The sequence below is a fragment of the Pseudomonas flavescens genome (assembly GCF_013408425.1).
GTDB lineage: Bacteria > Pseudomonadota > Gammaproteobacteria > Pseudomonadales > Pseudomonadaceae > Aquipseudomonas > Aquipseudomonas fulva_A.
This window is the reverse complement of the sequence record NZ_JACBYV010000001.1, coordinates 1,847,520-1,873,300: the sequence shown is the minus strand read 5'-3', so window position 1 is coordinate 1,873,300 and position 25,781 is coordinate 1,847,520. Positions and strand designations below refer to the sequence as shown.

Below are 25,781 nucleotides of genomic sequence, written 5' to 3'. Positions count from 1 at the left end.
TTGAAGAAACGCATGTTTGGGCGTTGCGGGAGTTGACCCTTGAATCGCCCCTAGTTTCGTAGACACCTCCAAGCCTCATAATGAGGCCCACTAGGAGGTGCCATGAGCAACCAGCGTTACCCCGAAGAATTCAAAATCGAAGCGGTCAAGCAAGTGACCGAGCGTGGCCTTCCTGTAGCCGAAGTGGCAGCGCGGTTAGGTATGTCGGTGCACAGCCTGTATGCCTGGATCAAGCGCTACAGCAAGCCCCAGGAAAAGCGGCAGCAAGAGGACGATCAGCAGGCCGAACTGCGTCGTCTGCGTGCTGAACTCAAGCGAGTGACCGAAGAGCGAGACATCCTAAAAAAGGCCGCCGCGTACTTTGCCAAGGAGTCCGGCTGAAGTACGCCTTCATCAGCAAGCTGTCGGTGGAGTATCCGGTTCGGCGTCTCTGCCAAAACCTCAAAGTGCACCCCAGCGGTTACTACGCTTGGCTATCCGAGCCTAACTCCGTACGCGCCAAGCAAGATCAGCGTCTGCTCGGGTTGATCAAGCATGCGTGGCTGGAAAGTGGTGGTGTCTACGGTTACCGAAAGATCCACGACGACCTGCGTGAGCTGGGCGAGTCTTGTGGCCGTCACCGCGTGGCCCGCCTGATGAGGTTGGAGAAGCTGCGCTCGCAGACTGGTTATCGTCGGCGCCCTGGCTGTTATGGCGGCAAGCCGACAGTAGCCTCGCCCAACCGCCTGGAGAGACAGTTCAAGGTCGCAGAACCCAATAAGGTCTGGGTCACAGATATCACCTACATTCGCACCTATGAAGGCTGGCTGTACTTGGCAGTGGTGCTGGATCTGTTTTCACGCCAGGTGGTTGGCTGGTCGATGAAGCCACGGATGTGCAGCGATCTAGCAATTGATGCCTTACTGATGGCTGTGTGGCGGCGCAAACCCAAGCAGGAAGTGATGATCCACTCAGACCAGGGCAGTCAGTTCAGCAGTCTGGACTGGCAAAGTTTCCTCAAGGCCAACAACCTGATCAGTAGCATGAGCCGGCGCGGTAACTGTCACGACAACGCCGTGGCAGAGAGCTTTTTCCAACTGCTGAAGCGCGAACGCATCAGGCGGAAAACCTACGGCACTCGTGAAGAAGCACGCGCTGATGTGTTCGATTACATCGAGATGTTTTATAACCCTAAACGCCGGCACAGCAGCGCTATGCAGCTATCGCCAGTGGATTTTGAAAAGCGCTATTTCCAGAGCTTGGAAAGTGTCTAGGAAAGCCGGGGCGATTCAATCTATGCCATTTGGCAAACTAGCTGCTGCCTATTTGACACTGGCGCAACGTTCCAGCTGCTTGCAAGCTCTGAGTTCTGTGCTTTAATAATGATGTTCTTCAATTTCGTAGTCAGGGAAATGCAGTGATTCGTATATCCATCTGGATATTGAAGAACTAACGCCGAATTGATTTGGCGATTATTAATTGCAATAGGGAAATTTCATGAAGATCAGTAAGCTTTTTGGCTCCATCGCTCTCGCCGCATCAATGGTTGCGGGCGCCCATGCAGGCACTAGCGTTACAATTAAGGTGAAAAACTCCACCACGGCGGATGCTCAATTCACCTACGAGTACTTCTCGGGAAGTGTCTCTCCTGCACCAGGTTCAATTTTGCCGTCAGGCACAAGCACTTTTATCCTCACTAGTGGTGCTGACACCGTTTCTGGCATGCGTTTTGTCTATACCTCGGGCTCGAAGCAATGCCGCTTTGCTGCATCCCATACTGTCGATCCGCGTACTCGCGTCCCCACGTTCAATAAAACTGGAACGAGTATTGGTACTCACGACCATTACTCCCTCTTTGCCGTTTGATTACACGGTCGAGTTCGAGATCCGCTAATACTAGCGTTTAATAATATGGCCAGATAGAGCGGATTAGCCCTATGTCCGGCCTTTTGGGTGTGAAAATGAACATTTCCATTAAGTCTTCACAATCAGAGGTCGTCACCAAGTCACCGGTGCCGACTAAGGCTACGTCAGAAGTGCAGGCCGGGTCGATAACCGAAACGGGTGGGGCGGTAAACTCGCAGCGAGAGAATGTTTCGATTTCCGGTGCTGCCCAGGCGCTTTATGCCCAAAGCTCTGCTGCGGAAAGACAGTCTTCAATGTCGAAAAGTCAGTTGAAAAGCCTGCATGCCAACACTTGGGATAACCTGTATTCATTTAGTCAGAGCATAGCGAACAAAAGTTATAGCAAAGAAGCAATGTTGCCTAACACAGATGATCCAGCGCGCTTGGAAATGGCACAAAAATCTTTAGATTATGCAGTTTCTTTGCATCAATCCCCGCCAGGGCGCGCATCTAATCCTTTTGCCGGGATGGAGCGCAACGATTTGAGTGCCGTCGTTTACGATGACTCAGGTACTTTTACCATGGCTGAGCGTTACGCGGCTTCCGCCGAGCTACGGATGCAAGACGAGGCTCGTTTTTCGGCTTTGGCTGCAAAGTTGAAGCCGGGCGGTGATAATCGTGAGGTCTTTAAAGGTATTCTTGAGTACTTCGACGATCTCCCCCCTGTTGAAAAGTCCGCATACCCAGATGGATATCGGGATAGTATTGATGACCGGCTTCAAGAACAGATAAAGCAATGGGGCCCTCTGGCAGGGTTGATCGAGGAAAGCGAAGATAAGTCGAGTAATTTCTCTGAGATAATTGTTAAAAAGGATAAGACTTCAATGGAAATCTTGAATAGTATCTTTGATAAAGCGAAAGAGCTTTCAAAGGCGCCTGATTGAGGTTTAGTCATATTGCGGTTCGAATCCGCAATTGACGACGCTCTTGGGGGGGCTAAGGCAAGGTTGCGATTCAATTCTGCAACCAGTTCGCGCATTATTACTTTTGCTCATTCAATTTTATTTGCATATATTTTTGGAACCCTGGGAAGTCTAATGCTTTTACTTCTCCGGTGGTTTCAAGTAAGTGTTCTTGTTCGATAGGAGCCGCTAGCTCTGCACCGAGGATGCGTACCTTGAGCCTAAGCCTGCCTGAAGCCTCCGGGATGATAGCAAGCGTCTCAGATTTGGCCTGCTCTCCCGGTAGAAGAGTCCCAAGCCGGATGTGACACACCGGGGTATAGTCGCTTTCATCCATCACCAAGTTCGCTTCATTCGTGATCCGCGCCTCTTGCGCAGAGACAATATTGGAAATGTTCCACGTCGGCTTTGGCTGTGTGGGTAAATTACGGCCTGGGATCATTTTAATCGGCTGGGAGTCCAGCGCTTCGACTGAGACCTCTATCTTTGCTTTGGATAGCTGTACAGCAGATTCATTGGTCAAAGCGAAGCGCATAGTGATAAGCGCTTCCTGCATTTGAAGGTACTCAGCGTACTCTCGCCAGAAATCACCATTATCTCTCTCAAGGCTGGAAAATACGGGCGGATCGAAGGGCCCGCGAGGCTTTCGTGACATTTCGAAGTCCGGGAAATCCTCGACGAGCTGCAAGTAGGTGTGAGCGAAGCTCCTAGGCAAATTTGTGTTCTCTGGTGCTAGAACGGACAGACTAACCTTCAGATTGCCGCGACCGCTGTCTTCCTTCGCCATTTCGATTATTTCGACCGGCTCTGCCTCGTCAGTGCTACTGCCCCGGCGTACATAAACCACATTGCTCTTAAGCTTGCCGTAAGGGTTTGCGAGGTAGAAGGGGCGCTTCTGCTTAGGGATGATGATGGCGCCAATGGTCTTGCCTTCGTAAAGATGCTCTTCATAGCGGAACGTCAGCTTTGGTTTCACCTTTCCATGCACGAACTGCTGGATCTGAGAATCGTCGATGCTTTCCTGGATACCGACGACCTCGGCTGGGTGCGGTCTGTGGTGGTCTACTAAACCCGGACACCCATTTAAGGCGAGAATGCTCGCCATAGGAGAGGTGTCTGATGACCAAGCAACGTCGTACGTTTACGCCCGAGTTCAAGCGCGAGGCAGCCTGCCTGGTGCTCGACCAAGGCTACAGCCATATCGAAGCAGCCCGTTCGCTTGGGCTCGTTGAGTCGGCCCTGCGCCGATGGGTTAGCCAGCTCCAAGAGGAGCGAAACGGTATTACCCCGGCCAGCAAAGCGCTGACGCCCGAGCAGCAAAAAATTCAGGAACTGGAAGCTCGGATCAATCGCCTGGAGCGGGAAAAGTCGATTCTAAAAAAGGCCACCGCGCTCTTGATGGCCGAGGAGCACGAGCGTTCGCGTTGATTGATCTACTCCGCGCCGAAGAGCCGGTGGATCTGTTGTGCTCGGTATTTGAAGTCCCCCGTTCCTGCTACTACGCGCACTGTCGTAAGCGCCAATCTCCGGACGTTAAGCGGTTGCTTCTGCGCAGCCGAGTGAACGAGCTATTTACCCAAAGCCGCAGTGCTGCGGGTAGCCGAAGCATCATGTTCATGATGCGCGAAGACGGGATCGAAATTGGACGATACAAGGTGCGCAAGCTGATGAGTGAGATGAAATTGATCAGCAAACAGCCGGCTCGCATGCTTACAAAAAGGCGACGGTGGAACGACCGGATATCCCGAACGTGCTGGGTCGCGAGTTCACCGTATCGGCACCGAACGAGGTCTGGTGCGGTGACATCACATACGTATGGGCCCAAGGTCGTTGGCACTATGTGGCAGTGGTGATCGATCTGTTTGCTCGCCGCGTAGTGGGCTGGGCATTTTCGTCAAAGCCTGATGCCGACCTGGTGATCAAGGCGTTGGACGTGGCCTACGAACAGCGTGGCCGTCCTCAAAATGTGCTGTTCCACAGTGATCAGGGCAGCCAATACGGCAGCAGAAGTTTCCGCCAGCGACTGTGGCGTTACCGGTTCAAACAGAGCATGAGCCGACGCGGAAATTGCCACGACAATGCGCCAATGGAACGACTATTTCGCAGCTTGAAAACGGAATGGCTGCCGAGCGTGGGTTACATGAGCGCTTCGCTGGCACAGCAGGATATCGGTCGATTTTTGATGCAGAGGTACAACTGGCAAAGGCCACATCAATTCAACGGCGGCCTACCGCCCGCCGTAGCCGAGGAAAAACTTAACGCAGTGTCCGGGATCAGTTGACCACTACACAATCCATTTGATGGAGAATCGCTATACCAGAACAAAAGCCGACCGTGATCATGATCAATAATGCGAAAGCGAGGAACAACATGGATGTGAACATCGACTGAGCCTTCTTCTCAGAGGAGCCCGAAAGGGCATATGAGATAGAAGGCTCAGGATCGAGAAATGTTCAGGTAAATTGCAGTGCCGAGTATCGGTCACCAGCAGTAGTCCTCAGAAGCTGACTGCTGATGATCTGTAGGAGTTAGCCTCACGCCGTTTCCACATGGTTTTAGCTGCCGTCGGATTTATCGGCGCGCCAGTAAAGGTGGGAAGACTGCGGTGAACCCATTGCGCTCCAGCTCCCTTCCAGCTGACCTCGCCACTCACCAGCTTGTGATCACGTTGGATTTCACGCAGTAGACCCCTCAACCCTTCCTCAACAATAACGGCCTGTGGCTCAACAGCTTTCATGAAAATCGCTTCACCATTCCTGCTTAACGTCACCAATAGCTTGCCGTCGGGGCGCTTAGCGATTTTCACGTCATGTCCAGGCAGGCTGTCAGTCAGAAATTGAGCGGCATGATCCATGTCCGATTCCCTCTGTAAGGTTGGTGATGTACCACCTATTTAGCAGAGAGCATGCCAAAAATATAATCAGTGCAAGCTATTGATTTATAAGTAAATAAACAGATTTTATGAGTTGCCGATGTTGCATGATGCAAGGGTGGGTGCGAATTTGCCATGCAGAATGCAATGTGTCCTAAACAAGCAAATTTCGCACCTTTCATCTGGCTTGATATTTATCTAATCCGGCGTTTCCGCAGGCTTTCGTTTAGGACTGTGCATACCGCCTTTTCGCCCAGCCTCTCTGGCTTTCTCCCGATTATTGGCGAAGTTACCCCCGCTGTTAGATCCACCTTTTTTGCCCGCGGCAGAGGCTCGTTCACGATCATTTGCAAAGTTGCCAGAGTTGGTATTAGCCATTTCCCTATCCCCTTGATGGATGCGAAATAAAAAGTTGTGATGCAGATATTGGAAGAGGCGTTGCTATCCATGGTTCGAAGGTAGCGACCAGCGGATGCTGGCAAAATGGCTGATGGAGGGAGGGCAAACGCCTGTGAACAGGCGCCTGCAGCGCACTTAGCGATCACCCGCGACTCACACAATTCAGCAGCGCTAAAGCAGCGGGTTGCTGATCTCCTGTGTGAGCTCCACGCCGTGGTTGTTCACGTTGCCAACTGCCTTGCCGACCGGAAACCACTCGAACTCAGTGACCGGCGTCTCGTGGTGTCTTGCCAAATCCTCTGCGAGCTCCGGCAGTAGCCCATGCTCAAGCCATTCCCTCGCGACATCAGGACGAAGCACAACGGGCCGACGGTCGTGGATGTCGACCATGCGCACATCACTCGCAGCTGTGATCATGGCAAATCCACCGTCCTCATGCGCTGTCGAGGGGAGGTCGGCTATCGCTGCAAAGAACATTGGTTCCTTGCTCTTCAACCGGATCAGGTAGGGCTGTTTCAGCTTTTTATCAGTAGGGTGCTTCTTCCATTCGTACCAACCATCTGAGGGCACTATCACACGGCCCTTTTTCCAGATCGCTCCCCAGAACCTACTCGTGCTGGCTGTCTCGATCCTGGCGCAGGTCGCCGCCGGACGCTTACCGTCTACCCAGTGTGGCGCGTAGCCCCAGCGAACGGGCAGGGCATGCGTCCCATGTTCGTTTTGGTGTAGAACCATCACCCGAGACTGCGGTGCAACGTTGTAGCGCTCAAGGGGGTGGTTCGACCAATCCCCCTCAAGCAGGCCGAGCTGCAGGGCCTTTGCGTACTCATCAACGGTTCGGTACTGGGTGAATCGTCCACACATAAAACCCTCCGGTCGTCAGATGGCCATCATGATCCTTTGACCGCGAGCTAACTGATTTGGTATCTGTATATACATACAGTATGCTTTCAGGTCTCTCTCATGGGCAACGCAGCTATTCTTGGCCCGCTGGGCAGCTCCGATATCGAGCTGCCCTTTTTTTCTTTCCGCGTTCCTGCCGGCTTTCCGAGCCCCGCGCAAGATCACATCGAGAAGAAGATCTCACTGGATGAGCTTCTCAACGTCTTTGCGCCTCAGTCCTACTACGTACGTGTCGTGGGCGACAGCATGATCGGCGTCGGCCTATTCGATGATGATGTGGTGATCGTCGATCGCTCGCTCGAAGCGGTTTCCGGCGACGTCATAATCGGCGCGATCGACAACGACCCACTGGTAAAGACCTACATCCGGGAAGGCAACCAGGTGATTCTCCGATCAGAGAATCCAGCTTATGCGCCGCGGTACGTGCTTGAGGGTGAGCAGTTCGAGGTGTGGGGCGTCGTAAAAGGTGGGCTGCGCATGTTCCGCGGTCATGCTTGAGCCTGTCGTCGCGCTGATTGACTGCAACTCGTTCTATTGCAGTTGTGAGCGTGTATTCCGCCCCGATCTTCGGCGAGTCCCGCTGGTGGTACTCAGCAACAACGACGGCTGCGTGATCGCCAGGTCTGCCGATGCCAAGCCCTTTGTGAAAATGGGTGAGCCGTACCACCTGGTGGAAAAGGTGTTGCGAGAGCATGGCATTTTGGCTTTCAGTTCTAACTACGCGTTGTACGGCGATATGTCGGAGCGGGTGATGGCTGTGATAGAGGGCATGGTCTCTGCTGTGGAGGTTTATAGCATCGATGAGGCCTTTGCTGACCTGACCGGGATGCCTGGAAACCTCGAGCAGCTCGGCCGCGATATCCGCACACGCGTCCTGAAATGGACGGGCATACCCACTGGGGTCGGCATCGCCAATACGAAAACCTTGGCAAAGCTGGCCAATCACGCTGCAAAGAAGTGGCAGAAGCAGACCGGCGGTGTGGTCGACCTGCGCGATCCGGTGCGGCGCGACAAGGTTCTGCGGGTTCTGCCTGTGAGCGAGGTGTGGGGTGTCGGCCAACGCATGACCGAGCACCTCAACGCCCAAGGTATCAACACAGCATGGGATCTCGCTCAGGCCGACGCCTGGACGTTACGCAAGCAGTTCAGTGTCGTGATCGAGAAGACTGCCCGCGAGCTGCGCGGCACGCCTTGCCTGGAGCTTGAGGAGGCAGCGCCGCCTAAACAGGAAATATGCTCGAGCAGAATGTTTGGCAAGCGCCTGCAGGACATCGAATCGATTCGCCAGGCCGTGGCCACCTATACCGCAATCGCGTGCGAGAAGCTGAGGGCGCAACAGTCCGTGTGCCGCCAGATCCGCGTTGGTGTGCGCACAGGCATGCACAATCCTGACGAGGCGAAGTACGCCAAGGGTGTTGCAGTGCAGCTGCCCTGGGCGACAGACGACACGCGGATGATTACTCACTACGCCATGCATGCGCTGGAGCAGGCGTATCGCGCCGGGTATTCGTACAGCAAGGCGGAGGTAATGCTGCTTGATCTATGCCAGCGCACCGAAATCACGGGCGACCTGTTCGCACCTCAACAACCCGTTGAGTCAACGAGGGTGATGGCCGTACTCGATGAGATCAACGCAAAGTGGGGCAGGGGAACGCTACGTCCTGGACGTGTAGAGCTACAACCTGAATGGGGGATGAAACGAGAGATGCTCAGCCCGAGCTATACGACGCGACTTGATCAGCTTTGGACTGTCGGATGCAAATGAGTACAGATTGCAAATCGTCGTTGCATTTGCTGTTGCCACTGCTACGATCTCGACAGAAAACCCTACTTTTGGAAAGGACTCCTAACGAATGATGTCACCGCTTGAATTTCGCCAAATTGTTGAGTCGGCGTTCCTACCGATGAAGTGCACCTGCAGCGTAGCGCCTGATGATTCAGTGACGATTCAAATTCGGGATCCTGCTACAGAGGCTGTGCTGCTGAATGTCGCGGGCCTGAAGCGCTCCGAACTGGGCTCATCACGAGCAATATCCAAGATTGTTCTGCAGATTCGCCAAGACTTGGCTGCGCTGCAGATGGCGTCCCCGATCTGCCGGCGGCAGATGTAGCCAAATAGCGATGCGCGATCCGCAAGCCATGATGGCCAAACAGCACTCACGGTACTAAGTCTGGCCAGTACTACAATTGAAATTGCTTAATCGTGTCCAAACTGGTCAATCAAACCCAGACGTGGAACATGTGTGTTAGGCGCCAGTATCGCACCGGGAGCAATCACTGCATTTGCCCCAATTTTACAGCGGTCGCCTACTAAAGCACCGAATTTTTTGACACCCGTCTCGATCACGCTGTCTAAATAACGGATTTTAATATCCGCACCATCCAACTCGTTACGGTAGTTGGCAATGATTGCACCTGCTTCAATATTTACGTTTTCGCCAATCAGTGAATCGCCGACAAAGTTAAAATGTGCAAGCTTGCTTCCAGCAAGCATGAAGCTGCTTTTGACTTCGCAGCTAGGGCCAACAATGCAGTTGTTTCCCAGGTAAACTCCGCCACGCAGATAAGCTCCCGCCGCCACAAATGATCCCTCACCGATGATGATTGCGCCCTTCAGTACAGCCCCTTGCTCTACAACGGCAGTCTCGTGTATGGCACAGTTTCCATGGCGTCGGTAACCCGCTCCAAGGCCAGCCATCAAGGCTAAGACTTGGTTTTCGCAGTCTTCAGAAACCAGCCAGGCGTAGGAGGGGGCCAAACCTAGCGAGGGCCACTTTGCTATAAAGGTACTGATCTCAGGTAGCTTCATAAACTGTTCCAGTCTAGATAAAGTTCGGGTATCCATCGTGCGATACGACTATGGAATTCGCTGAGAATTCAGGACTGTGCAAGGGCTTTGTTGATCTGAGTAGATGACTGCGCTCGGCGGATGGACGAACCTCATTCGAGTGACAGAATAGGTAACATCAGCCAAGTTGGAGATTAATTGCGTACGAAGCAATTGGCTGCCAACTGCAAAAAAGCGAGTGGTGCGCGATGGTAAAGTCCGCATTACAATCAGGAAAAATGTATGTGCAGCATGGCGCTAGAACTACTCGGCAAATATTCGGGTTTCACAAATGATTGAAAAAAGGCCTGGAGAAGTCTCCAGGCCTTATTCATTACTTCACCGTACCACCAGAGCCAAGATCTACCCCAGTTTTCGGGTTGGCGGTTGGATCTGACATCGTTCTCTCTTTCATCTGTTCGAGAGTTTTCTGATCTTTGGATGAGAGTTCAACGGAAGCTGATCCGTCACCGCCGTCGACCGCTGGCTGAGGACTTTCCATATAAATCCAGTCCCCCCCATCATTCCACGACCCCTTCATGTCGCCTTCGCCCTGTGACAAATTGAAGTACGTGTCAGTGAATTCTGGCAAACCTGGAAGCTTTCCTTGCGGGAAGTTCGGCTGAATGGAGTGCAGCGCTTTTTCGAAAGACTTCTGGTGGGCGAGCTCACGAGACATCAAGAACTGAAGTGCGTCTTTGATACCTGGGTCATCCGTGACATTGATCAGCCTTTCATAGACTATCTTCGCGCGGGCTTCCGCGGCGATATTGGATCTTAGATCAGAAGTTGGCTCTCCAATAGAGTCCACATATGCACCAGTCCATGGTACGCCGGCTGAGTTCACCAACGCTGGACCACCACCGTAGAGTAGCGAGGTAATGTGAGAGTCATTACCGCCACCCGTCAGTGAGCGGTACAGCTCCGCTTCCTTTTCAACGCCTTCTGCGAGTTGACCCTTAGCACCCTTGTTGAGCATGCCGATAATCGTGCCAATAATTTCCAGGTGGCTGAGTTCTTCTGTTGCGATGTCCAACAGGAGATCCTTACGGCCTGGATCATCTTCAGCGAGGCCTTGAGTGAAGTAGCGCATCGCGGCTGCCAATTCGCCATTCGCCCCACCGAATTGTTCGAGGAGGAGGTTGGCCAGCCCTGGGTTAGGGCCGGCGACTCTTACGGTATATTGAAGTCGTTTATTGTGAACAAACATTATTATCACCTCATCGTGGCGTTTTAACATCCTATGTTCATAGCACCTGCTTGGTTGAAAACATGGAGGAGTTGGCTTTTGGAAAAGTTCAGCTGACTCGCTAAGTGGAATAAAACTGTGCCGTTCGTCTCCTACGGCGAACGGTTGCCGAGCGACTGTAATCACACAGTTTCTCTTCAGAAACTTATGAGGTGAATGTCATGGCTACGCGTGCTGAGAACCTTTTGGACTGGCTGCGTGATGCGCACGCGATGGAGCAGCAAGCTGAAAAAATGTTGAAGGCCCAAGCGTCTCGGTTAGAGCATTACCCCAAACTTAAAGCTCGGATCGAGGAGCATTTAAGCGAAACGGTGGGGCAGCGTGAGTTGCTCGAAGGGTGCTTGGAACGCCTCGGTGAAAAACCATCAACCGTCAAAGATATAGCTGGCAAGCTCGCGGCGTTTGGCCAAGCTCTTGGCGGCTCGCTGATGAGTGATGAAGTGATCAAAGGTGCGATGAGCGGGTATGTGTTTGAAAATCTCGAGATTGCTTCCTACACCGTGCTGATCGCCGCCGCTAAAGCCGCGGGGGATGGTGAGACTCGCAGGGTCTGTGAGCAGATTTTGGTTCAAGAGCAGGCAATGGCTGACTGGCTGAAGCAGCACTTACCAGAACTGACCCAAGCGTTTTTGGCTCGTTCAGAAGCTCCGGATACCCAAGCAAAACGGTAACGTGGGGGAATTCAAAAACGCTGATTTTGATAGCTGTGAAACTCAGTAATCAATGTAATGGTTGCTGAGTTTCGCAGCCTGACTACTCCGGGGATGGGGCGCAGGTAGACAGGTAGATAAGCAATTAATCGAAAGTCGACATGTTCGTAAATCACAAGTTAGATCAAGCAGGTTAGCTTATTACAAAGACATGTAAAAAACCCGGCGCTGCGGCCGGGCTTTCTCGCTACTGAATCAGTTACTTCTGAGCACGGGCCTGATCGCGGAGTGCTTTGATCTGATCGTGGTTGCGCAGCACACCGTCGTACTGTCGTTGAATGACTGCACGCACGTCCGGAGTCAGATCATTATTCTCCAACGCCTTGGAGTAGCTCTTCTTGGCTACGTCTTCACCGCGCTCAGCTTCGTTCAGTAATGCAGCATCATCCTTACCGGTGATTGCAGACTTCAGATCAACCCAACGACGGTGCAAGTCACCGCTCACGCTGGTAGTAGTTTCCGGGTCACCGCCAAGGGTACGCACGAGTGCTTGCAGTTCGGCGGAAGCACCGGAGGTGTCAGCGGCGCGCTTAGTGAAGACACCGCGAAGCTGTTCGTTGTTAGTGTTTTCGGCCAGGTCTTTAAAGCCAGCCTCGCCATCTTTGGAAGTCTCGATCAGGTCGTTGAGAATCTTGATGGTTTCTTTATGGATGTCAGTCATTTCCTGTATCTCCAGACGGTAAGCCCAAAGGGGGCTTTAAGGGCAGTAGTGCCAAGCGCAACGTATGCACTTGGTATTTAGGGAGTGCCTACGGAAGAAGGTTCAGGGATTTTCCAGGTATGAAATCGGTGTCATGCGAATCGAAACGGCAACGCCAACCCTTCGCTTGGCTAGAAATGCCTAAACACGCTTTAGCTGCTTGGCAAAGCTGTCTGATTAGTGCTCCTGGATAGCGTTGTTCTGAGATCTGTGAGCACAAGGCTGACCAGCGCAGTGTTCTTCAACTGCCTTGCTGTAAATATCCTTGAGCCGACTAAGTTGCCTACGAGGTCATTGCAAAGCAGAGTCATGCCGTTAGGGCTGGACTGAGTATGAATCACGTAATCGCGAGCGACTGAAGATTCAAATTGCTTGATTTGGAAGTTCATAGAAAATGCTCGAGCGGTAGTGAGGCTAAGAGCATTAGCGTTAGCTGACAGTTTCCACGATCTTACGGACGGTAGATATCGATAGTCTTGCGGTCAAAAAATGATTGCACTCCGATATCAAAACACCGCTTATCGGCAGAGCCAAATTTTGACCAGAACATTCAGAGCGTTCTTCATCTCATAGGTTTAGCTGCCACTAAGAGCAGGCGAATAGAGAGGAAGCCTAATGCCCAGATCGCCCTCATTTGTCATTTCGCATTGACCCTAAGGTATGGCAGTTCGAATGCTGAAACTCTTTTCAGCCACCGAGATCGCTGCATTTTTGATTAGTTGGAAATCATTTTGCAGACGAACATCCTCAAACCAACGCTCCATAGGAGATTTCGATATGAAACAGTCCGCTGTATTGCTTGGTACAGCCTTGGCTTTGTTGCTGGGGCTTAGCAACGCCACTCATGCCGCCTCCCAGATAACTCCTGAAGATTTTGCCGAAGAGGCCTCGGCAAAAGGCATTGCTGAGATCGAGACCGGCAAGCTGGCACTCGAAAAGGGCACCCGCGACGAAGTAAAGAAATTTGCGCAAACCATGGTTGATGACCATACCCGCGCGAATGAAGAGCTCAAGGCTCTGGCCGAGAAAAAACAGCTAAAGATTTCTACTGATGCCGACCTGATGAACCAGGCAAAAGCAAAGATTCTGCAGGTGCGTGAAGGTGAGAGCTTTGATGATGCTTACGCCAACAATCAAGTAGAAGCTCACGAGCAGGCGATCGAGCTTTATGAAAAAGCTGCAGCCTCTGAGGATGCCGAGCTCAGCGCTTGGGCCAAGGAGGTGCTGCCGAAGCTTAAACACCATCTGGAAATGGCTCGTGACCTGCGAGAGCTGACTCATCAACGTACTCCTCCAGCGCAGAGTGTCCAGTAGGCGCCGCTCCAAAGAGAGTTTGTTCCTCAAGTAACAGGAGACCCCGATGAAAAGTCGCATCAGCGTTCTGCAACCCTTATTGGCAGCGTTAGCACTCAGCGCCTGCGCCGGCGGCGAGAGCCCCTCAAATGTTGGCGTTGAGGGTAGGCCTACCGAAGTCGATACGCAGTTGCTTGACGCTGGTGCTGCACTGCTGCAATCCCGTCCGCCTGTCGCTGCGTTGAACGCTTATCTGGACGGATTCCATTTCTACAGCGGTCGACCCGACGCGCAGATGGAAGCGCATCATTACTGTTCAATACTCAGCGAAGAGTTGATTCAGTGCGTGATTTACGATGGCAATGTCGAGGACGCCAAACTCATGGGCGTCGAATACATCATCAGCGAACAGCTGTTCAAAACCTTGCCCGAAAAGGAAAAGGCGCTGTGGCACAGCCACGTGCATGAGGTGAAATCAGGTCAACTGATCGCACCTGGCATTGCGCAGACGGCGGAACATGCGCTGATGCGTAAGCTGGTGCGTACCTACGGTAAAACCTGGCATACCTGGCACACCGACCAGCACAAGAGCCTGCCGTTGGGCGTACCTCAGTTGATGATGGGGTTCACTGCCGACGGCCAGGCAGATCCCAAAATGGTTGACGAGCGCGATCAGCGTTTTGGCATCGACAGTAAGCAAAAACGCCTTGATCGTGCCGATATCGAAACACCTGCAGTTGATCCTGGAGCCGATGCTTGGCAGAAAGGCCGGGCTTTCCAGATTGACGATCCGACTAATGCCCATGGCGAGCACTGAGGGCGGCCGTTGGCAGGATGAGTGGCTTGGTTAGAGCGACTGTTGTGCACCATCCTCAGTGGCATCTGGCCGCACAGCACCATCTACTTATTTCGGCCTGGACGCCTCTGGCGAGCCAGAGCTCAAGCAGTTGGCCCCTGATGCAAAGAAGTGGCCGAGAAGATCCAGGCTTCTAAGCCGGGAGCTAATCGTATTCAGACATACAAGGTAACGAGCATGCCTGTGCCGAAGAAACAGCCCACCTCCACGTTAAAGCGCGCCGTGACGGGACCAATGTTGATGCTGTTCATTCTCGGCGACGTACTGGGAGCTGGTGTTTACGCCCTGGTTGGCACTATCGCTGGGGAGGTAGGTGGGGCGATCTGGGTGGCACTGCTGGTCGCCCTGGGGTTCGCGCTGCTGACTGCTGGATCCTATGCAGAACTGGTGACCAAGTATCCACATGCTGGTGCCTCGGCTGTATTCGCGGCCAAGGCTTACAGGTCTCCGCTGGTTTCTTTCCTAGTGGGCTTTTGTATGCTTGCTGCTGCGGTTACTAGCGCGGCAGGGCTATCGCTGGCATTCGCGGGGGACTATCTCGCGGCCTTCGTCGACATCTCGCCGTACATCGCCGCGACGATATTTCTGATCTTTATCGCGTTGCTCAATGCACGGGGTATCAAGGAGTCGTTGTCGGCGAATGTGGTCATGACCATGGTTGAGCTGTCAGGGCTGCTGCTGGTCATATTCGCCGCTGCCTGGTTTTTCCGTACTGGAGAAGCGGATTTCAGCCGAGTCATCGAATTCAAAGCGGGGGTCAGTCCGGCTTTTGCGGTGCTCGCTGCAGCGCTGCTAGCGTTCTACTCATTCGTCGGCTTTGAAACATCGGCCAACCTCGCTGAAGAAATTCGCGATGTGCGTAAAACGTATCCCCGTGCGCTGTTCGGGGCGCTGATCGCTGCCGGGGCGATTTATATGGCCGTCGCCATCGCCGCGGCGGTGGTGATGCCGGTCGAAAACATGGTGAATTCCTCAGCGCCACTGTTGGAAGTAGTAAAAGCCTCGGGCCTCGGGATCCCACCGCAACTGTTCGCCTTTATCGCTTTGATCGCCGTAGCCAATGGCGCGCTGCTGACGATGATCATGGCCAGCCGCCTGGCATATGGCATGGCCCAGCAAGGGCTGCTGCCAAGCGCTCTCGCCAATGTCTTGTCAAAACGGCGTACACCAGGCGTGGCCATCGTGATTACGACGTTGGTGGCCATCGCGCTCACGCTCACCGGTTCGCTGGCGACATTGGCGCAGACAGTCGTTTTACTGCTGTTGTTCGTTTTCATCAGCACCAACCTCGCCGTTCTGGTTCTCAGACGTGACAAGGTTTCGACCGACCATTTTCGTGTGCCCACCTGGGTTCCGGTTTTGGGCATTGCCTCGTGCCTGCTGCTAATGTCGCAACAAGATCTGGAGACTTGGCTTCGCGCGGGAGCGCTGCTGCTTGTGGGAGTCGTCGTATATGGCATCACGCGTGCTGGCGGCGTAAAACCGCTCAATGCCGACGATTACAGCGTTGTGAGCGAGACGGAAAAGTAGGGGGGTGGGTAATGACGCCTTTAAGGTGAGTGAAATGGGGGAGTCTTCAGACTGCCGCACTTTACTTCAGGCAATAAAAAACCCGCCGAAGCGGGCCTTTACTGACCAGTGCCAACATCCTGTCGGCTCGCCATCCTGGCTGTGGTCACATCATCCATGACCCTGAGCACGTCCTGTGCTCCAAGGTGGGCTTAGATTAAGACGCCGCTTGGGTCGTCACCAGAGCCAACCGACACAACGCCGTGTAAGCCTTTCGCTATACCAGAGCGTGCCCGCTGATGGAACTTGAGCTGAGTCTATCGTCGAGGGACATTGGCTTGTCCGGGAACTGGCGATTGGCTGCGCGATGCATCCGTTTGGCTGGCTTTTCCCTTTGATGCCAATAGGTACGGAGCCTCCGTCTTTTTACTGAAAACAGGCAGCGCCTCGTCAAGGATGAGCGATCCTTTACAGCACCGATAGCTGTGTAAAAGCGTTCAGTGCTAAAAAAATGCTTAAATTTCGAGGCTTAAAAATTTAATTAATTGAAAATATTAGATATTTTACAAATATCCGTCCAATCCATCATCGGCGCCACGGAGAAGCGGCGGGAGAGGCTGGGTAGCGTGGTTTCTGGCTTTGAGGCTGGTTCTAGAGGCATTAGCTCGAGTCTGTATAGTGCTTGAAAAGGCCATTTTTGAGCGTTTTCAGCCGGCATTGTTAAGCGCCTGCACCAGTGGCACGCAGCGAGTCAACGAAGGCGCTCAGGCCGGTACAGGGGGCGGATCCGGTACGCCGTAACGGGGAGGCAGTTTATCAAGAAAGCCGGTCTTCGGATCGCAAGGCTGCGGTTCGCGCAGGGATGATACGGAGCCAGGCGGTGCTCGGAGTGCCTGGCGCATTCCATCGTGGAGCGCCTGACGAGGTGCCCGTCGAGGCGATGAAGGTCGTCTTTCTGGACCTCAGCTATTGGCCATCCAGCGCGCCAGACCGTGTCGTCCCCTGACGCCAAGCTTGCTGGCAGCGCGTTTCAGGTAGCTTTCTATCGAGCTGTTCTTGACCTCCAGCCGCCGTGCCAGCTCAGGTACCGTTATCCCTGACAGAAGGCCAACGCAGACTTCCCGCTCGCGGGCAGACAGCGGAACGCCCTGCCACTCGAGTTTTTTGCAGAAGGCGTTGTCCACCGAGCCAGCATGATTGTTTTGCTTGGCGGCAGACTGCCGGACTCGCCCAAGGCTTCGCGAGTGATGCTCGAGAAGAAACAGCAAGGTTTCAGAGAAGGTTTTCAGTGCCGACATTTCTGGCAAGGTGAAGGTACGCAAGCTCGACTGGCGGTAGAAACAGATGATGCGCCGCAGGTTACCGTTGCCTGCTACCAGGTTGCATTGGTGAACGGGGCACAGCGGGTGCAGCTTGCTCGAAGGCAGCCGGCGCTGAATGAGCAATGGATCGTTCATGTGCAGAATGCTGGGCAGCAGGCCCTGATCCAGCGCAGCGCAGCGCGCGCGTTCACGCGCTATCCCTGCAGTGCCCAGAATGCTGATCTCTCGAATCGTGGCACTTGGAATATCCAGGGTCCATTCGCTCAGTTCGAGGCCGTGAATCGGCACCAGATCTTGAATCAGTTCAAACAACTGATCAGCGAAGTTCGGATAACCGGTACTCGATACCACCCGGGCCAACTTACGACAAAAGAGTCGGTCGTTATCCTCTTCGAACTCTACTGCACGGTTCATGGCAATCGGTCGACCCTCCAGAAATTAAGCCCTTGAGACCGGGCCCCCCGGTCTCTCCCCAGGATGTTCAGCCTAGGTTCAGTTTTGTAAATCCTTCAGGCAAACAGTTACAAATGATTACTGTTCCATTTGCCCCGGTTTGAGGGGTCATGCACGGCAAAATCGGCAATGTTTAATGGCACTTAAATTTCTGCCAAGAAGGACCTTGAGCCATGCCCGTTCGTGCCGTCGATCCTCTCCCACTGAGCGCTGCCCAACGAGACATCTGGCTCGACCAGATCACTCACGGCGACTCCCCCCTCTACAACATTGGCGGTTACGTGAAGCTGACCGGGCCCATCGAGGCCTCGAAGCTGCATCAGGCACTGGAACGCCTGGTCAGCGCCCACTCGGCTTTACGCACGGTCATGGTCCCCGGGGAGGGAGACGACGGTCTGCCGATGCAGGTCTTCGCCGCGTCGATGCCCGTTACTCTGCCGCTGCACGACCTGAGCCAGTGCCACGAACCCGTCGCGGCGGCAGAGCGCCTGATCGACGAGCAGATGCAACGTCCCTATCGGCTGTATGACGGCCCGCTGTTCACCTTCTGTCTGATTCGCCTGGCTGACCAGGAGCATTGGCTGGTGACCCAGGCCCACCACCTGATACTCGACGGTTGGGGCTTCGGGCAGATGATCAAGGCGCTGGGCGAGCACTACACCGCGCTGTGCGAAGGTGACCGTATCGAGGACGAGGGCCTGTGCTACGGCCGTTTCGTCGAGGACGACTTGCGTTACCGCCAGTCGGGCCGATTCCTGCAGGACCAGGCCTACTGGCTGGACAAGTATCAGGACCTGCCGGAACCCGTGCTGGCCCCGCGCCAACGGGGTCGTGCGGCGAGCGCCGAGACACCCTCGCACACCTGGGTGCAGGCGCTGCCAGCCGCACTGCATGGGCGTATGCAGGCACTTGCGCAGCGCCACCGCGCCTCGGCCTTTCACGTTCTGCTCGCGACACTGCATGTGTATTTCACCCGCACCGTACAACGCCCTGAGTGGGTGGTGGGCCTTCCATTGCTCAATCGCACCGGGGCACGCAGCAAGGCCACCCTGGGGCATTTCGCGCAGGTCAGTGCGGTGCGCCTGGCCACTCCTGCGCAACAGGATTTCGCCACCTTGATCAGCGAGGTGCGCGATAGGCTCAAGCGCGATTTTCGCCATCAACGTTTCCCTCTGAGCGAACTCCATCGCACCCTTGGCCTGTCCCGCGAAGAGCGCGCGCAGCTGTTCGAGGTATCGGTTTCCTATGAGCAGGAGGATCACGATTACCGCTATGGCAACGCCCGCGCCAGCACCTTGAAGGTCTCCAACGGACACGAAAGCACCCCTCTGGCGGTGCACCTGCGCAGCAACCGGCACAGTGGCGACACCTGGCTGCACCTAGTCTACAACCGTGCCTGGCTGTTGCACGACGACGCCCAGGCCATTGGTGCGCGCCTGCTGCAGGTGCTGGAGCAGGGGCTGGAAAACCCGGCCCTGGCGATTGCCGATTTCGTGCTGCCTACCCCGGCCGAAAGCCAGCGCATGGCCACCTGGAACGACACCGGCATGGCGGCGGTCGACGAGCCGTTGATTCACCGGCGAATCGAGCACCATGCGCGTCAGCGCCCCGATGCCCTGGCAGCGGTACACCTCGACCAGCACCTGACGTATGCGCAGCTCGACCAGCGCGCCAATGCCCTGGCCGCGCACCTGATCGACTGCGGCGCCGGCCCCGAGACCCGTGTGGCGGTGGTCTGCCAACGCGGCCTGGACACCCTGGCGGGGCTGCTGGCGGTGCTCAAGGCGGGTGCCGCCTATGTACCGGTCGACCCCGCGCATCCTCCTGAGCGTCTGGGCTATCTGCTCACCGACAGTGGCCCAACCCTGGTGTTGACCCAGGCCGCACTGGTCGAACGCTTACCGCCCCTGGCGGTGCCGATCGTCGCGCTGGATGCCGTGGCGTTGCAGGCTCCGGGGCGCGTCGCTGAGCCGGCCGGCGGGCTGGGCGGCGACAACCTGGCGTATGTCATCTACACCTCCGGGTCGACCGGCCAGCCCAAAGGCGTGATGGTGGAGCACCGCATGCTCGCCAACCTGGTCGACTGGCATTGCGCAGCCTTCGATGTACGACCGGGCACCCAGACCTCCTGCCTGGCGGGGTTCGGTTTCGACGCCATGGCCTGGGAAGTCTGGCCGACCCTGTGTGCTGGCGGCACCCTGCATCTGGCACCGGTGCAGGAGGGCGGCGACGATGTCGAGGCCTTGCTGGACTGGTGGCGTGCCCAGCCGCTGCACGTCAGCTTCTTGCCCACACCCGTGGCGGAATACGCCTTCGGCCATGCGCAGGAACATCCGACGTTGCGCAGCCTGCTGATCGGCGGCGATCGCCTGCGCCAGTTCACCCAGGCGCGTCGCTACGAGGTGATCAACAACTACGGCCCTACCGAAACCACCGTGGTCGCCACCTCCGGTGCGGTGCAGGCCGGGGCGTCTCTGCATATTGGCGGACCGATCGGCAACACCCAGGTCCACGTGCTGGATGCGCACCTGCAGCCGGTGCCCGTCGGTGTGTCCGGTGAGCTGTACATCGGCGGGGCAGGGGTCGCCCGTGGTTACCTGAACCGGCCGCAACTGACCGCCGAACGCTTCATCGCCGACCCCTTCAGCACGGTACCCGGTGCGCGTCTGTACCGCAGCGGTGACCAGGTGCGCTGGCGTGCCGATGGCACCCTGGAATACCTGGGCCGTAACGATGACCAGGTCAAGATCCGCGGCATGCGCATCGAACCTGGCGAGATCGAAGCGGCGCTTGCCAGCTGGCCGGGGGTCAAGGATGCGGTGGTGATGGTGCGTGATGAACACCTGGTGGCCTGGTTCACCGAGTCGGCCCGTGTCGATATCGGCCCGTTACGCGAAGCGCTGCGCGGGCTCTTGCCGGGTTACATGGTGCCCCGCGCCTTCATGCGCCTGGAGCAGTGGCCGCTGACCCGGCATGGCAAACTCGATCGCCGGGCATTGCCCGATCCGGATACCGCCAGCCTCGGCGTCAGCGCCTACGAGGTGCCGCAGGGGGGCGTGGAAACCCGTATGGCGGCGATCTGGGCCGACGTACTGGGCACCGAACGGGTGGGTCGGCAGGACAATTTCTTCGAGCTGGGCGGGCATTCGCTGCTGGCCATCGAGCTGGTCAAGCGCCTGCGCGGCGCCGGCCTCGACGCGGATGTGCACACCTTGCTCACCCATCCGACGGTGGCCTTGCTGGCCGGCAGCGAGCGGCGCAGTGCGGTGCTCAGCGTACCGGCCAACCGCATCCCCGCGGGCTGCACGCACATCACGCCGGAGCTGCTGAGCCTGACCCGGTTGAGCCAGGCCGAGATCGACGGGATCGTTGCCGGGGTGCCGGGCGGCGCTGGCAATATCCAGGATATCTACCCGTTGACGCCCTTGCAGGAGGGCATCGTCTACCATCACCTGAGTGCCGGGCAGGGCGATCCCTACCTGCTGCAGTGGCGCCTGACCTTCGACTCGCTGGCCCGTTTGCAGGCCTGGGCGGCGGCGCTCCAGCAGGTCATCGACCGGCATGACATCCTGCGCACCTCGCTGGTCTGGGAGGGCCTGGAGACCCCGCATCAGGTGGTCTGGCGCCAGGCGCCGCTGTCGGTGCAAGCGATCAGCCTCGACCCCGGCGAGACCCAGGCGTCCGTCCTCGAGCGCCTGCAGAGCCAGTTCGATGCCCGTCACCATCGCCTGGACCTGGCCCAGGCCCCGCTGATTCGCCTGGTGCATGCCCGGCAGCCGGGCAGCGACGAAATCGTCGCCATCATCCTGTTCCACCATCTGGTGCTGGACAACAGCGCGATGGAAACCGTCAGCCGCGAAATGGCCGCCTTGCTGGAGGGGCGCCAGGCCGAGCTGGCGCCGCCCGTGCCTTACCGCGACTACGTGGCTCAGGTGCGCCTGGCCAGTGACGATGCGCGGCACGCCGCGTTCTTCAGCGACATGCTCGGCGCTGTCGACGAGCCGACGCTGCCCTTCGGCCTGCAGGAAGTCGCCGCGGACGGCAGTGCCATCGAAGAGAGCCGACGTGCGCTGGGCGGCCAACTCGCCCAGCGCCTGCGCGAGCAGGCCAGGCGTGCCGGTGTGAGCGCGGCGAGCCTGCTGCACGTGGCCTGGGCCCGGGTGCTGAGCACGCTGGCCAGGCGCGACGACGTGGTGTTCGGCACCGTGCTGCTGGGGCGCATGGGGGCGGAGGGCTCCGACCGGGCGCTGGGCGTGTTCATCAACACCTTACCGCTGCGCGTCGAAACGGCGCTCGATACACGTAGCGCGGTACGGTCCGTGCACGCTCGGCTGTCGGCACTGATCGCCCACGAGCATGCCTCACTGGTGCTTGCTCAGCGTTGCAGCGGCGTGCCGGGCGGTACGCCGCTGTTCAGCGCCTTGCTCAATTACCGTCACAGCGCGGCGGTGAAACCCCGTGAAGGCAAGGGCCTCTGGCAGGGCGTCAGGGTGCTGGGCGGGGACGTGCGCAGCAACTACCCGCTGACGCTGAGCGTGGACGATCTCGGCGAAGGTTTCGACCTGCACGTGCTGGCCCAGCAAGGCCTGGGCGCTCAGCGCATCGTGGGCTGGGTGGAGCACAGCCTGGAGCAGTTGGTCGAGGCCCTGGCATCGGCTCCGGCGATCGGTCTGCAGCAACTGCCCATGCTGAGCGCCGACGAGCGCCGACGGCTTCTGGATGGCTGGCGTACGACCGCGCAGCCTTTTCCACGGCATGTCGCGGTGCAGGCTCTGGTCGAGGCGCAGGCGGTTCAGCACCCCGACGCACCCGCGCTCATCCAGGCGGGACAGGTGCTCAGCTACGCCGAGCTGAATGCCCAGGCCAACCGCCTGGCCCACCATCTGATCGACCTCGGTATCGCGCCCGAGCAGCGTGTCGCGCTGTGCTTGCAGCGTGGCGTGCAGCGCGTGGTCGCCATGCTGGCGGTGCTCAAGGCCGGTGCCGCTTACGTGCCGGTGGACCCGGCGTATCCGGCTCAACGGATCGCCTATCTGCTCGCCGACAGCGACCCTCGCGTAGTGCTGACCGAGGCGTCGACCGATGCGCTGGCCGCCGACCGGCCGCGACTGAACATCGATTCGCCCGCTTGGCGGCAGGCCCGCGAGAGTAATCCTCGAGTGCCTGGCCTGGACTCGAACAACCTCGCCTACGTGATCTACACCTCCGGCTCCACCGGCCAGCCGAAGGGCGTGATGGTCGAGCACCACACCTTGGAAAATCTGGTGCACTGGCATGCCCAGGCCTTCGCGTTGACCGCAGGCAGCCACACCAGCAGTGTGGCCGGCTTCGGCTTCGATGCCATGGCCTGGGAGGTCTGGCCAGCCCTGTGCAGCGGTGCGGTGCTGCACCTGCCGCCAGCCCGGGTAGGCAATGAAAATGTCGATGAACTGCTCGACTGGTGGCTGGAGCAGCCGCTGCAGGTCAGCTTCCTGCCAACCCCGGTGGCGGAGCAGGCGTTGCGCCGTACGCGTCAGCACCCGACGCTGCGCACCTTGCTGGTCGGAGGTGATCGCCTGCGTCAGTTCGACCGTGAGCCCGGTTTTGCAGTGGTCAACAACTACGGCCCGACCGAGACCACGGTGGTCGCCACTTCCGGCGTGCTGCTGCCGGGCGGGCCGCTGCATATCGGCCGGGCGATCGCCAACACCTGGGTCTACGTGCTGGACGAGCACCGCCAGCCGGTGCCCGAGGGCGTGGCCGGTGAGTTGTACATCGCAGGCGCGGGTGTTGCGCGCGGCTACCTGAACGCCGCGCAGATGACCGAGGCGCGCTTCCTGGCGGACCCGTTCAGTGCCAGCTCCGGCGGGCGTATGTACCGCAGTGGTGACCTGGTGCGCTGGAATCAGGATGGCACGCTGGACTACCTGGGGCGCAACGACGACCAGGTGAAAATCCGGGGCATGCGTATCGAACCGGGTGAAATCGAGGCCGCGCTGGTTAGCTTGGAAGGTGTGCAGGACGCCGTGGTGCTGGTGCGCGAGCAGCGCCTGTTGGCCTGGTTCACCAGCGCTACCGAAGTTGCCGGCGAGACCCTGCGCGAAGCGCTGAAAGCGCGTTTGCCAGCGCACATGGTGCCGTTGCTGTTCACCCGCCTGGATGCCTTGCCGCTGACCGCGCATGGCAAGCTCGACCGTCGGGCGCTGCCCGATCCGGGCCGCGAAGAACTGGTCAGCCGTGCCTACGAGGCACCGCAGAACGAGGTGGAGGAGCGCATCGCCGAACTCTGGGCGCAGGTCCTGGGTGTGGAGAAGGTCGGTCGGCAAGACAACTTCTTCGAACTCGGCGGCCATTCGCTGCTCGCCGTAACCCTGGTCGAACGCCTGCGTAGCGCCGGCCTGCCCGTCGATGTGCGCGTGCTCCTCGGCCAGCCTACCGTCGCCGCGCTGGCGGCCTCGGTCGGCCGTGGCCGCGAGGTACAGGTGCCGGCCAACCGGGTGCCGGAGGGCTGCACGCGCATCACTCCGGAGCTGCTGAGCCTGACCGAGCTCGACCAGGCGACGCTCGATCGCATCGTCGCCGGCGTGCCTGGTGGTGCCGCCAATGTGCAGGAAATCTATCCGTTGGCGCCGCTTCAGGAGGGCATTCTCTATCATCACCTGACGGGCGAGCAGGCCGACCCCTATCTGCTGCACCTGCATATGAACGTCGACAGCCGAGAGCGTCTGGAGACGGTCGTCGATGCCTTGCGCAAGGTGATCGCACGTCACGACAGCCTGCGTACCGCCGTGGTCTGGGACGGCCTGACCACGCCTCAGCAGGTGGTCTGGCGTCACGCCGAACTGCGTGTCGAGGAAGTCGCGTCGCGGGTTCCGGGCAGCCTCGCTGCCCCGGCACGCATGGACCTGACCCAGGCGCCGCTGCTGCGTCTGGAATTCAGCCAGCGACCAGGTGAGGAGGGGCTGTCGGCCACCCTGTTGTTCCACCACATCGTGCTGGATGCCACCGCCCTTGACGTGATGCGCGACGAGATGCTCGCCCACCTGCGCGGTGATCCGATGCCGACGCAGCCGGCCGTGCCTTATCGCAATTACGTGGCACATGCGCGGCTGGGCATGAGCGAGGCGGAACACGAGGCCTACTTCCGTGAGCAGTTGGGCACCATCGAGGAGCCGACGCTGCCGTTCGAGCTGCACGACGTACAGCGTGGCGAGCAGCCTCTGGAGGAAGCCTGGCAGCGCCTGCCCGACGTGCTGGTGCGGCGCCTGCGCAGCCAGGCGCGGCAGTTGGGGGTCAGCCTCGCCAGCCTGTTGCACCTCGCCTGGGCCCGTGTTCTGGGCGCGGCCACTGGCAATGGACAGGTGGTGTTCGGTACGGTGCTGCTTGGGCGCCTGCAGGGCGGTGAGGGCGCTGACCGCGGGCTGGGCATGTTCATCAATACCCTGCCGCTACGCGTCGACCTCGACGGCATCGGCGTGCGCGAAGGCGCGCGTGCCACCCATGCGCGTCTCGCCCGGTTGCAGGCCCATGAGCACGCTTCGTTGGCCCAGGCGCAGCGCTGCAGTGCGGTGTCCGCCCAACTGCCGCTGTTCAGTGCGATCCTCAACTACCGTCATGCGGCTGGCCAGGCCCGCCAGGATGCCCAGCACGACGCGTGGCGTGGTCTGGAAATCCTCGACAGCGACAATCACACCAACTACCCGCTGAGCCTGAATGTCGACGACCTCGGCGAGCGCTTGCGCGTGGGCGTCACCGCCCCGCAAACGGTCGGAGCGCGACGGGTCTGCGACCAGCTGCTCGAAGTGCTGGAAGGGCTGGTCAATGCCCTTGAAAGCCAGCCGGAGCTGTCGCTGCACCGCTTGCAGGTTCTGCCTGCCCAGGAACGCAAACGTTTGCTAGTTGATCTCAACGACTCGGTATTGC

At 57.6% G+C, this 25,781-nt stretch carries 19 protein-coding genes and 1 pseudogene (1 of these 20 only partly in view); 12 read left to right on the top strand and 8 right to left on the bottom strand.

The features are described 5' to 3' along the window. Positions 1-102: 102 nt before the first annotated feature. The 3 genes from FHR27_RS08175 (at position 103) to FHR27_RS08165 (ending at position 2,768) form a co-directional block, all read left to right on the top strand. A protein-coding gene (locus FHR27_RS08175; protein WP_179538268.1) for an IS3 family transposase occupies positions 103-1,253 on the top strand; the annotation gives its coding sequence in 2 pieces (ribosomal slippage) (positions 103-340 and positions 340-1,253; 1,152 coding nt in all). A gap of 223 nt (positions 1,254-1,476) precedes the next feature. Beyond that, positions 1,477-1,845 carry a hypothetical protein gene (locus FHR27_RS08170; protein ID WP_257026856.1) on the top strand — a complete coding sequence of 123 codons (369 nt, stop codon included), beginning with the start codon at positions 1,477-1,479 and terminating at the stop codon, positions 1,843-1,845. Positions 1,846-1,916: 71 nt separating this feature from the next. Next, positions 1,917-2,768 carry a hypothetical protein gene (locus tag FHR27_RS08165; RefSeq protein WP_257026855.1) on the top strand — a complete coding sequence of 284 codons (852 nt, stop codon included), beginning with the start codon at positions 1,917-1,919 and terminating at the stop codon, positions 2,766-2,768. 97 nt (positions 2,769-2,865) lie between these two features. Here FHR27_RS08165 and FHR27_RS08160 read toward each other — a convergent pair whose 3' ends face one another. Beyond that, positions 2,866-3,891 (bottom strand): AlbA family DNA-binding domain-containing protein, encoded by a 1,026-nt coding sequence (locus FHR27_RS08160; protein WP_179538267.1) that lies wholly within the window; start codon positions 3,889-3,891, stop codon positions 2,866-2,868. A 14-nt stretch (positions 3,892-3,905) separates the two neighbouring features. Between FHR27_RS08160 and FHR27_RS08155 the strand changes: the two are divergent. Further along, positions 3,906-5,067 (top strand): annotated as a pseudogene (locus FHR27_RS08155) (IS3 family transposase). Positions 5,068-5,283: 216 nt separating this feature from the next. Here the strand turns inward: FHR27_RS08155 and FHR27_RS08150 are convergent. From FHR27_RS08150 to FHR27_RS08140, 3 genes are all read right to left on the bottom strand, one after another. After that, positions 5,284-5,640 (bottom strand): hypothetical protein, encoded by a 357-nt coding sequence (locus tag FHR27_RS08150; protein ID WP_179538266.1) that lies wholly within the window; start codon positions 5,638-5,640, stop codon positions 5,284-5,286. A gap of 216 nt (positions 5,641-5,856) precedes the next feature. Further along, the gene (locus tag FHR27_RS08145; RefSeq protein ID WP_179538265.1) at positions 5,857-6,036 is read right to left on the bottom strand and encodes a general stress protein; all 180 of its coding nucleotides are present in this window, start codon (positions 6,034-6,036) and stop codon (positions 5,857-5,859) included. 192 nt (positions 6,037-6,228) lie between these two features. Further along, positions 6,229-6,921: an SOS response-associated peptidase family protein gene (locus FHR27_RS08140; RefSeq protein ID WP_179538264.1), complete on the bottom strand. Its 693-nt coding sequence runs from the start codon at positions 6,919-6,921 to the stop codon at positions 6,229-6,231. A 99-nt stretch (positions 6,922-7,020) separates the two neighbouring features. On the opposite strand from FHR27_RS08140, the gene FHR27_RS08135 reads away from it, so the two are divergent. From FHR27_RS08135 to FHR27_RS08125, 3 genes are all read left to right on the top strand, one after another. Next, positions 7,021-7,458 (top strand): LexA family protein, encoded by a 438-nt coding sequence (locus FHR27_RS08135; RefSeq protein WP_179538263.1) that lies wholly within the window; start codon positions 7,021-7,023, stop codon positions 7,456-7,458. Continuing rightward, on the top strand, positions 7,451-8,725 hold the full coding sequence (gene umuC, locus FHR27_RS08130) for a translesion error-prone DNA polymerase V subunit UmuC (protein ID WP_179538262.1): 1,275 nt from the start codon (positions 7,451-7,453) through the stop codon (positions 8,723-8,725). Before FHR27_RS08135 ends, umuC begins: the two co-directional genes overlap by 8 nt. Positions 8,726-8,813: 88 nt before the next feature. Beyond that, on the top strand, positions 8,814-9,071 hold the full coding sequence (locus FHR27_RS08125; RefSeq protein WP_042552953.1) for a DUF1652 domain-containing protein: 258 nt from the start codon (positions 8,814-8,816) through the stop codon (positions 9,069-9,071). Positions 9,072-9,157: 86 nt separating this feature from the next. Here FHR27_RS08125 and FHR27_RS08120 read toward each other — a convergent pair whose 3' ends face one another. Beyond that, positions 9,158-9,769, bottom strand: coding sequence for a DapH/DapD/GlmU-related protein (locus tag FHR27_RS08120; RefSeq protein ID WP_042552952.1), 612 nt, complete (start codon positions 9,767-9,769; stop codon positions 9,158-9,160). A 352-nt stretch (positions 9,770-10,121) separates the two neighbouring features. Further along, a complete protein-coding gene (locus FHR27_RS08115; RefSeq protein WP_042552951.1) occupies positions 10,122-10,997 on the bottom strand; it encodes a manganese catalase family protein in 876 nt (291 codons plus the stop codon). A 200-nt stretch (positions 10,998-11,197) separates the two neighbouring features. Between FHR27_RS08115 and FHR27_RS08110 the strand changes: the two genes are divergently transcribed. Then, positions 11,198-11,707, top strand: a complete 510-nt coding sequence (locus FHR27_RS08110; protein ID WP_042552950.1) for a ferritin-like domain-containing protein — start codon at positions 11,198-11,200, stop codon at positions 11,705-11,707. A 238-nt stretch (positions 11,708-11,945) separates the two neighbouring features. Here the strand turns inward: FHR27_RS08110 and FHR27_RS08105 are convergent, their stop codons facing one another. Next, positions 11,946-12,407: a PA2169 family four-helix-bundle protein gene (locus FHR27_RS08105; RefSeq protein ID WP_179538261.1), complete on the bottom strand. Its 462-nt coding sequence runs from the start codon at positions 12,405-12,407 to the stop codon at positions 11,946-11,948. A gap of 816 nt (positions 12,408-13,223) precedes the next feature. Between FHR27_RS08105 and FHR27_RS08100 the strand changes: the two genes are divergently transcribed. The 3 genes from FHR27_RS08100 (at position 13,224) to FHR27_RS08090 (ending at position 16,125) form a co-directional block, all read left to right on the top strand. After that, a complete protein-coding gene (locus FHR27_RS08100) occupies positions 13,224-13,760 on the top strand; it encodes a DUF4142 domain-containing protein (RefSeq protein ID WP_042552948.1) in 537 nt (178 codons plus the stop codon). Between the two features lie 46 nt (positions 13,761-13,806). Beyond that, entirely contained in the window at positions 13,807-14,556 is a 750-nt protein-coding gene (locus tag FHR27_RS08095) for an OBAP family protein (protein ID WP_042552947.1), read from the top strand. A gap of 216 nt (positions 14,557-14,772) precedes the next feature. Further along, positions 14,773-16,125 carry an APC family permease gene (locus FHR27_RS08090; RefSeq protein ID WP_179538260.1) on the top strand — a complete coding sequence of 451 codons (1,353 nt, stop codon included), beginning with the start codon at positions 14,773-14,775 and terminating at the stop codon, positions 16,123-16,125. Between the two features lie 941 nt (positions 16,126-17,066). On the opposite strand, the gene FHR27_RS08085 is transcribed toward FHR27_RS08090, so the two are convergent. Beyond that, complete coding sequence (locus tag FHR27_RS08085; protein ID WP_179538259.1) at positions 17,067-17,840, bottom strand: helix-turn-helix transcriptional regulator; 774 nt, start codon at positions 17,838-17,840, stop codon at positions 17,067-17,069. A gap of 212 nt (positions 17,841-18,052) precedes the next feature. On the opposite strand from FHR27_RS08085, the gene FHR27_RS08080 reads away from it, so the two are divergent. Continuing rightward, positions 18,053-25,781 carry the 5' portion of a non-ribosomal peptide synthetase gene (locus FHR27_RS08080; protein WP_179538258.1) on the top strand. 1,769 nt of this gene lie beyond the right edge of the window, so 7,729 of the gene's 9,498 nt are visible here — the first part of the coding sequence; the start codon lies at positions 18,053-18,055; its stop codon lies beyond the right edge, outside the window.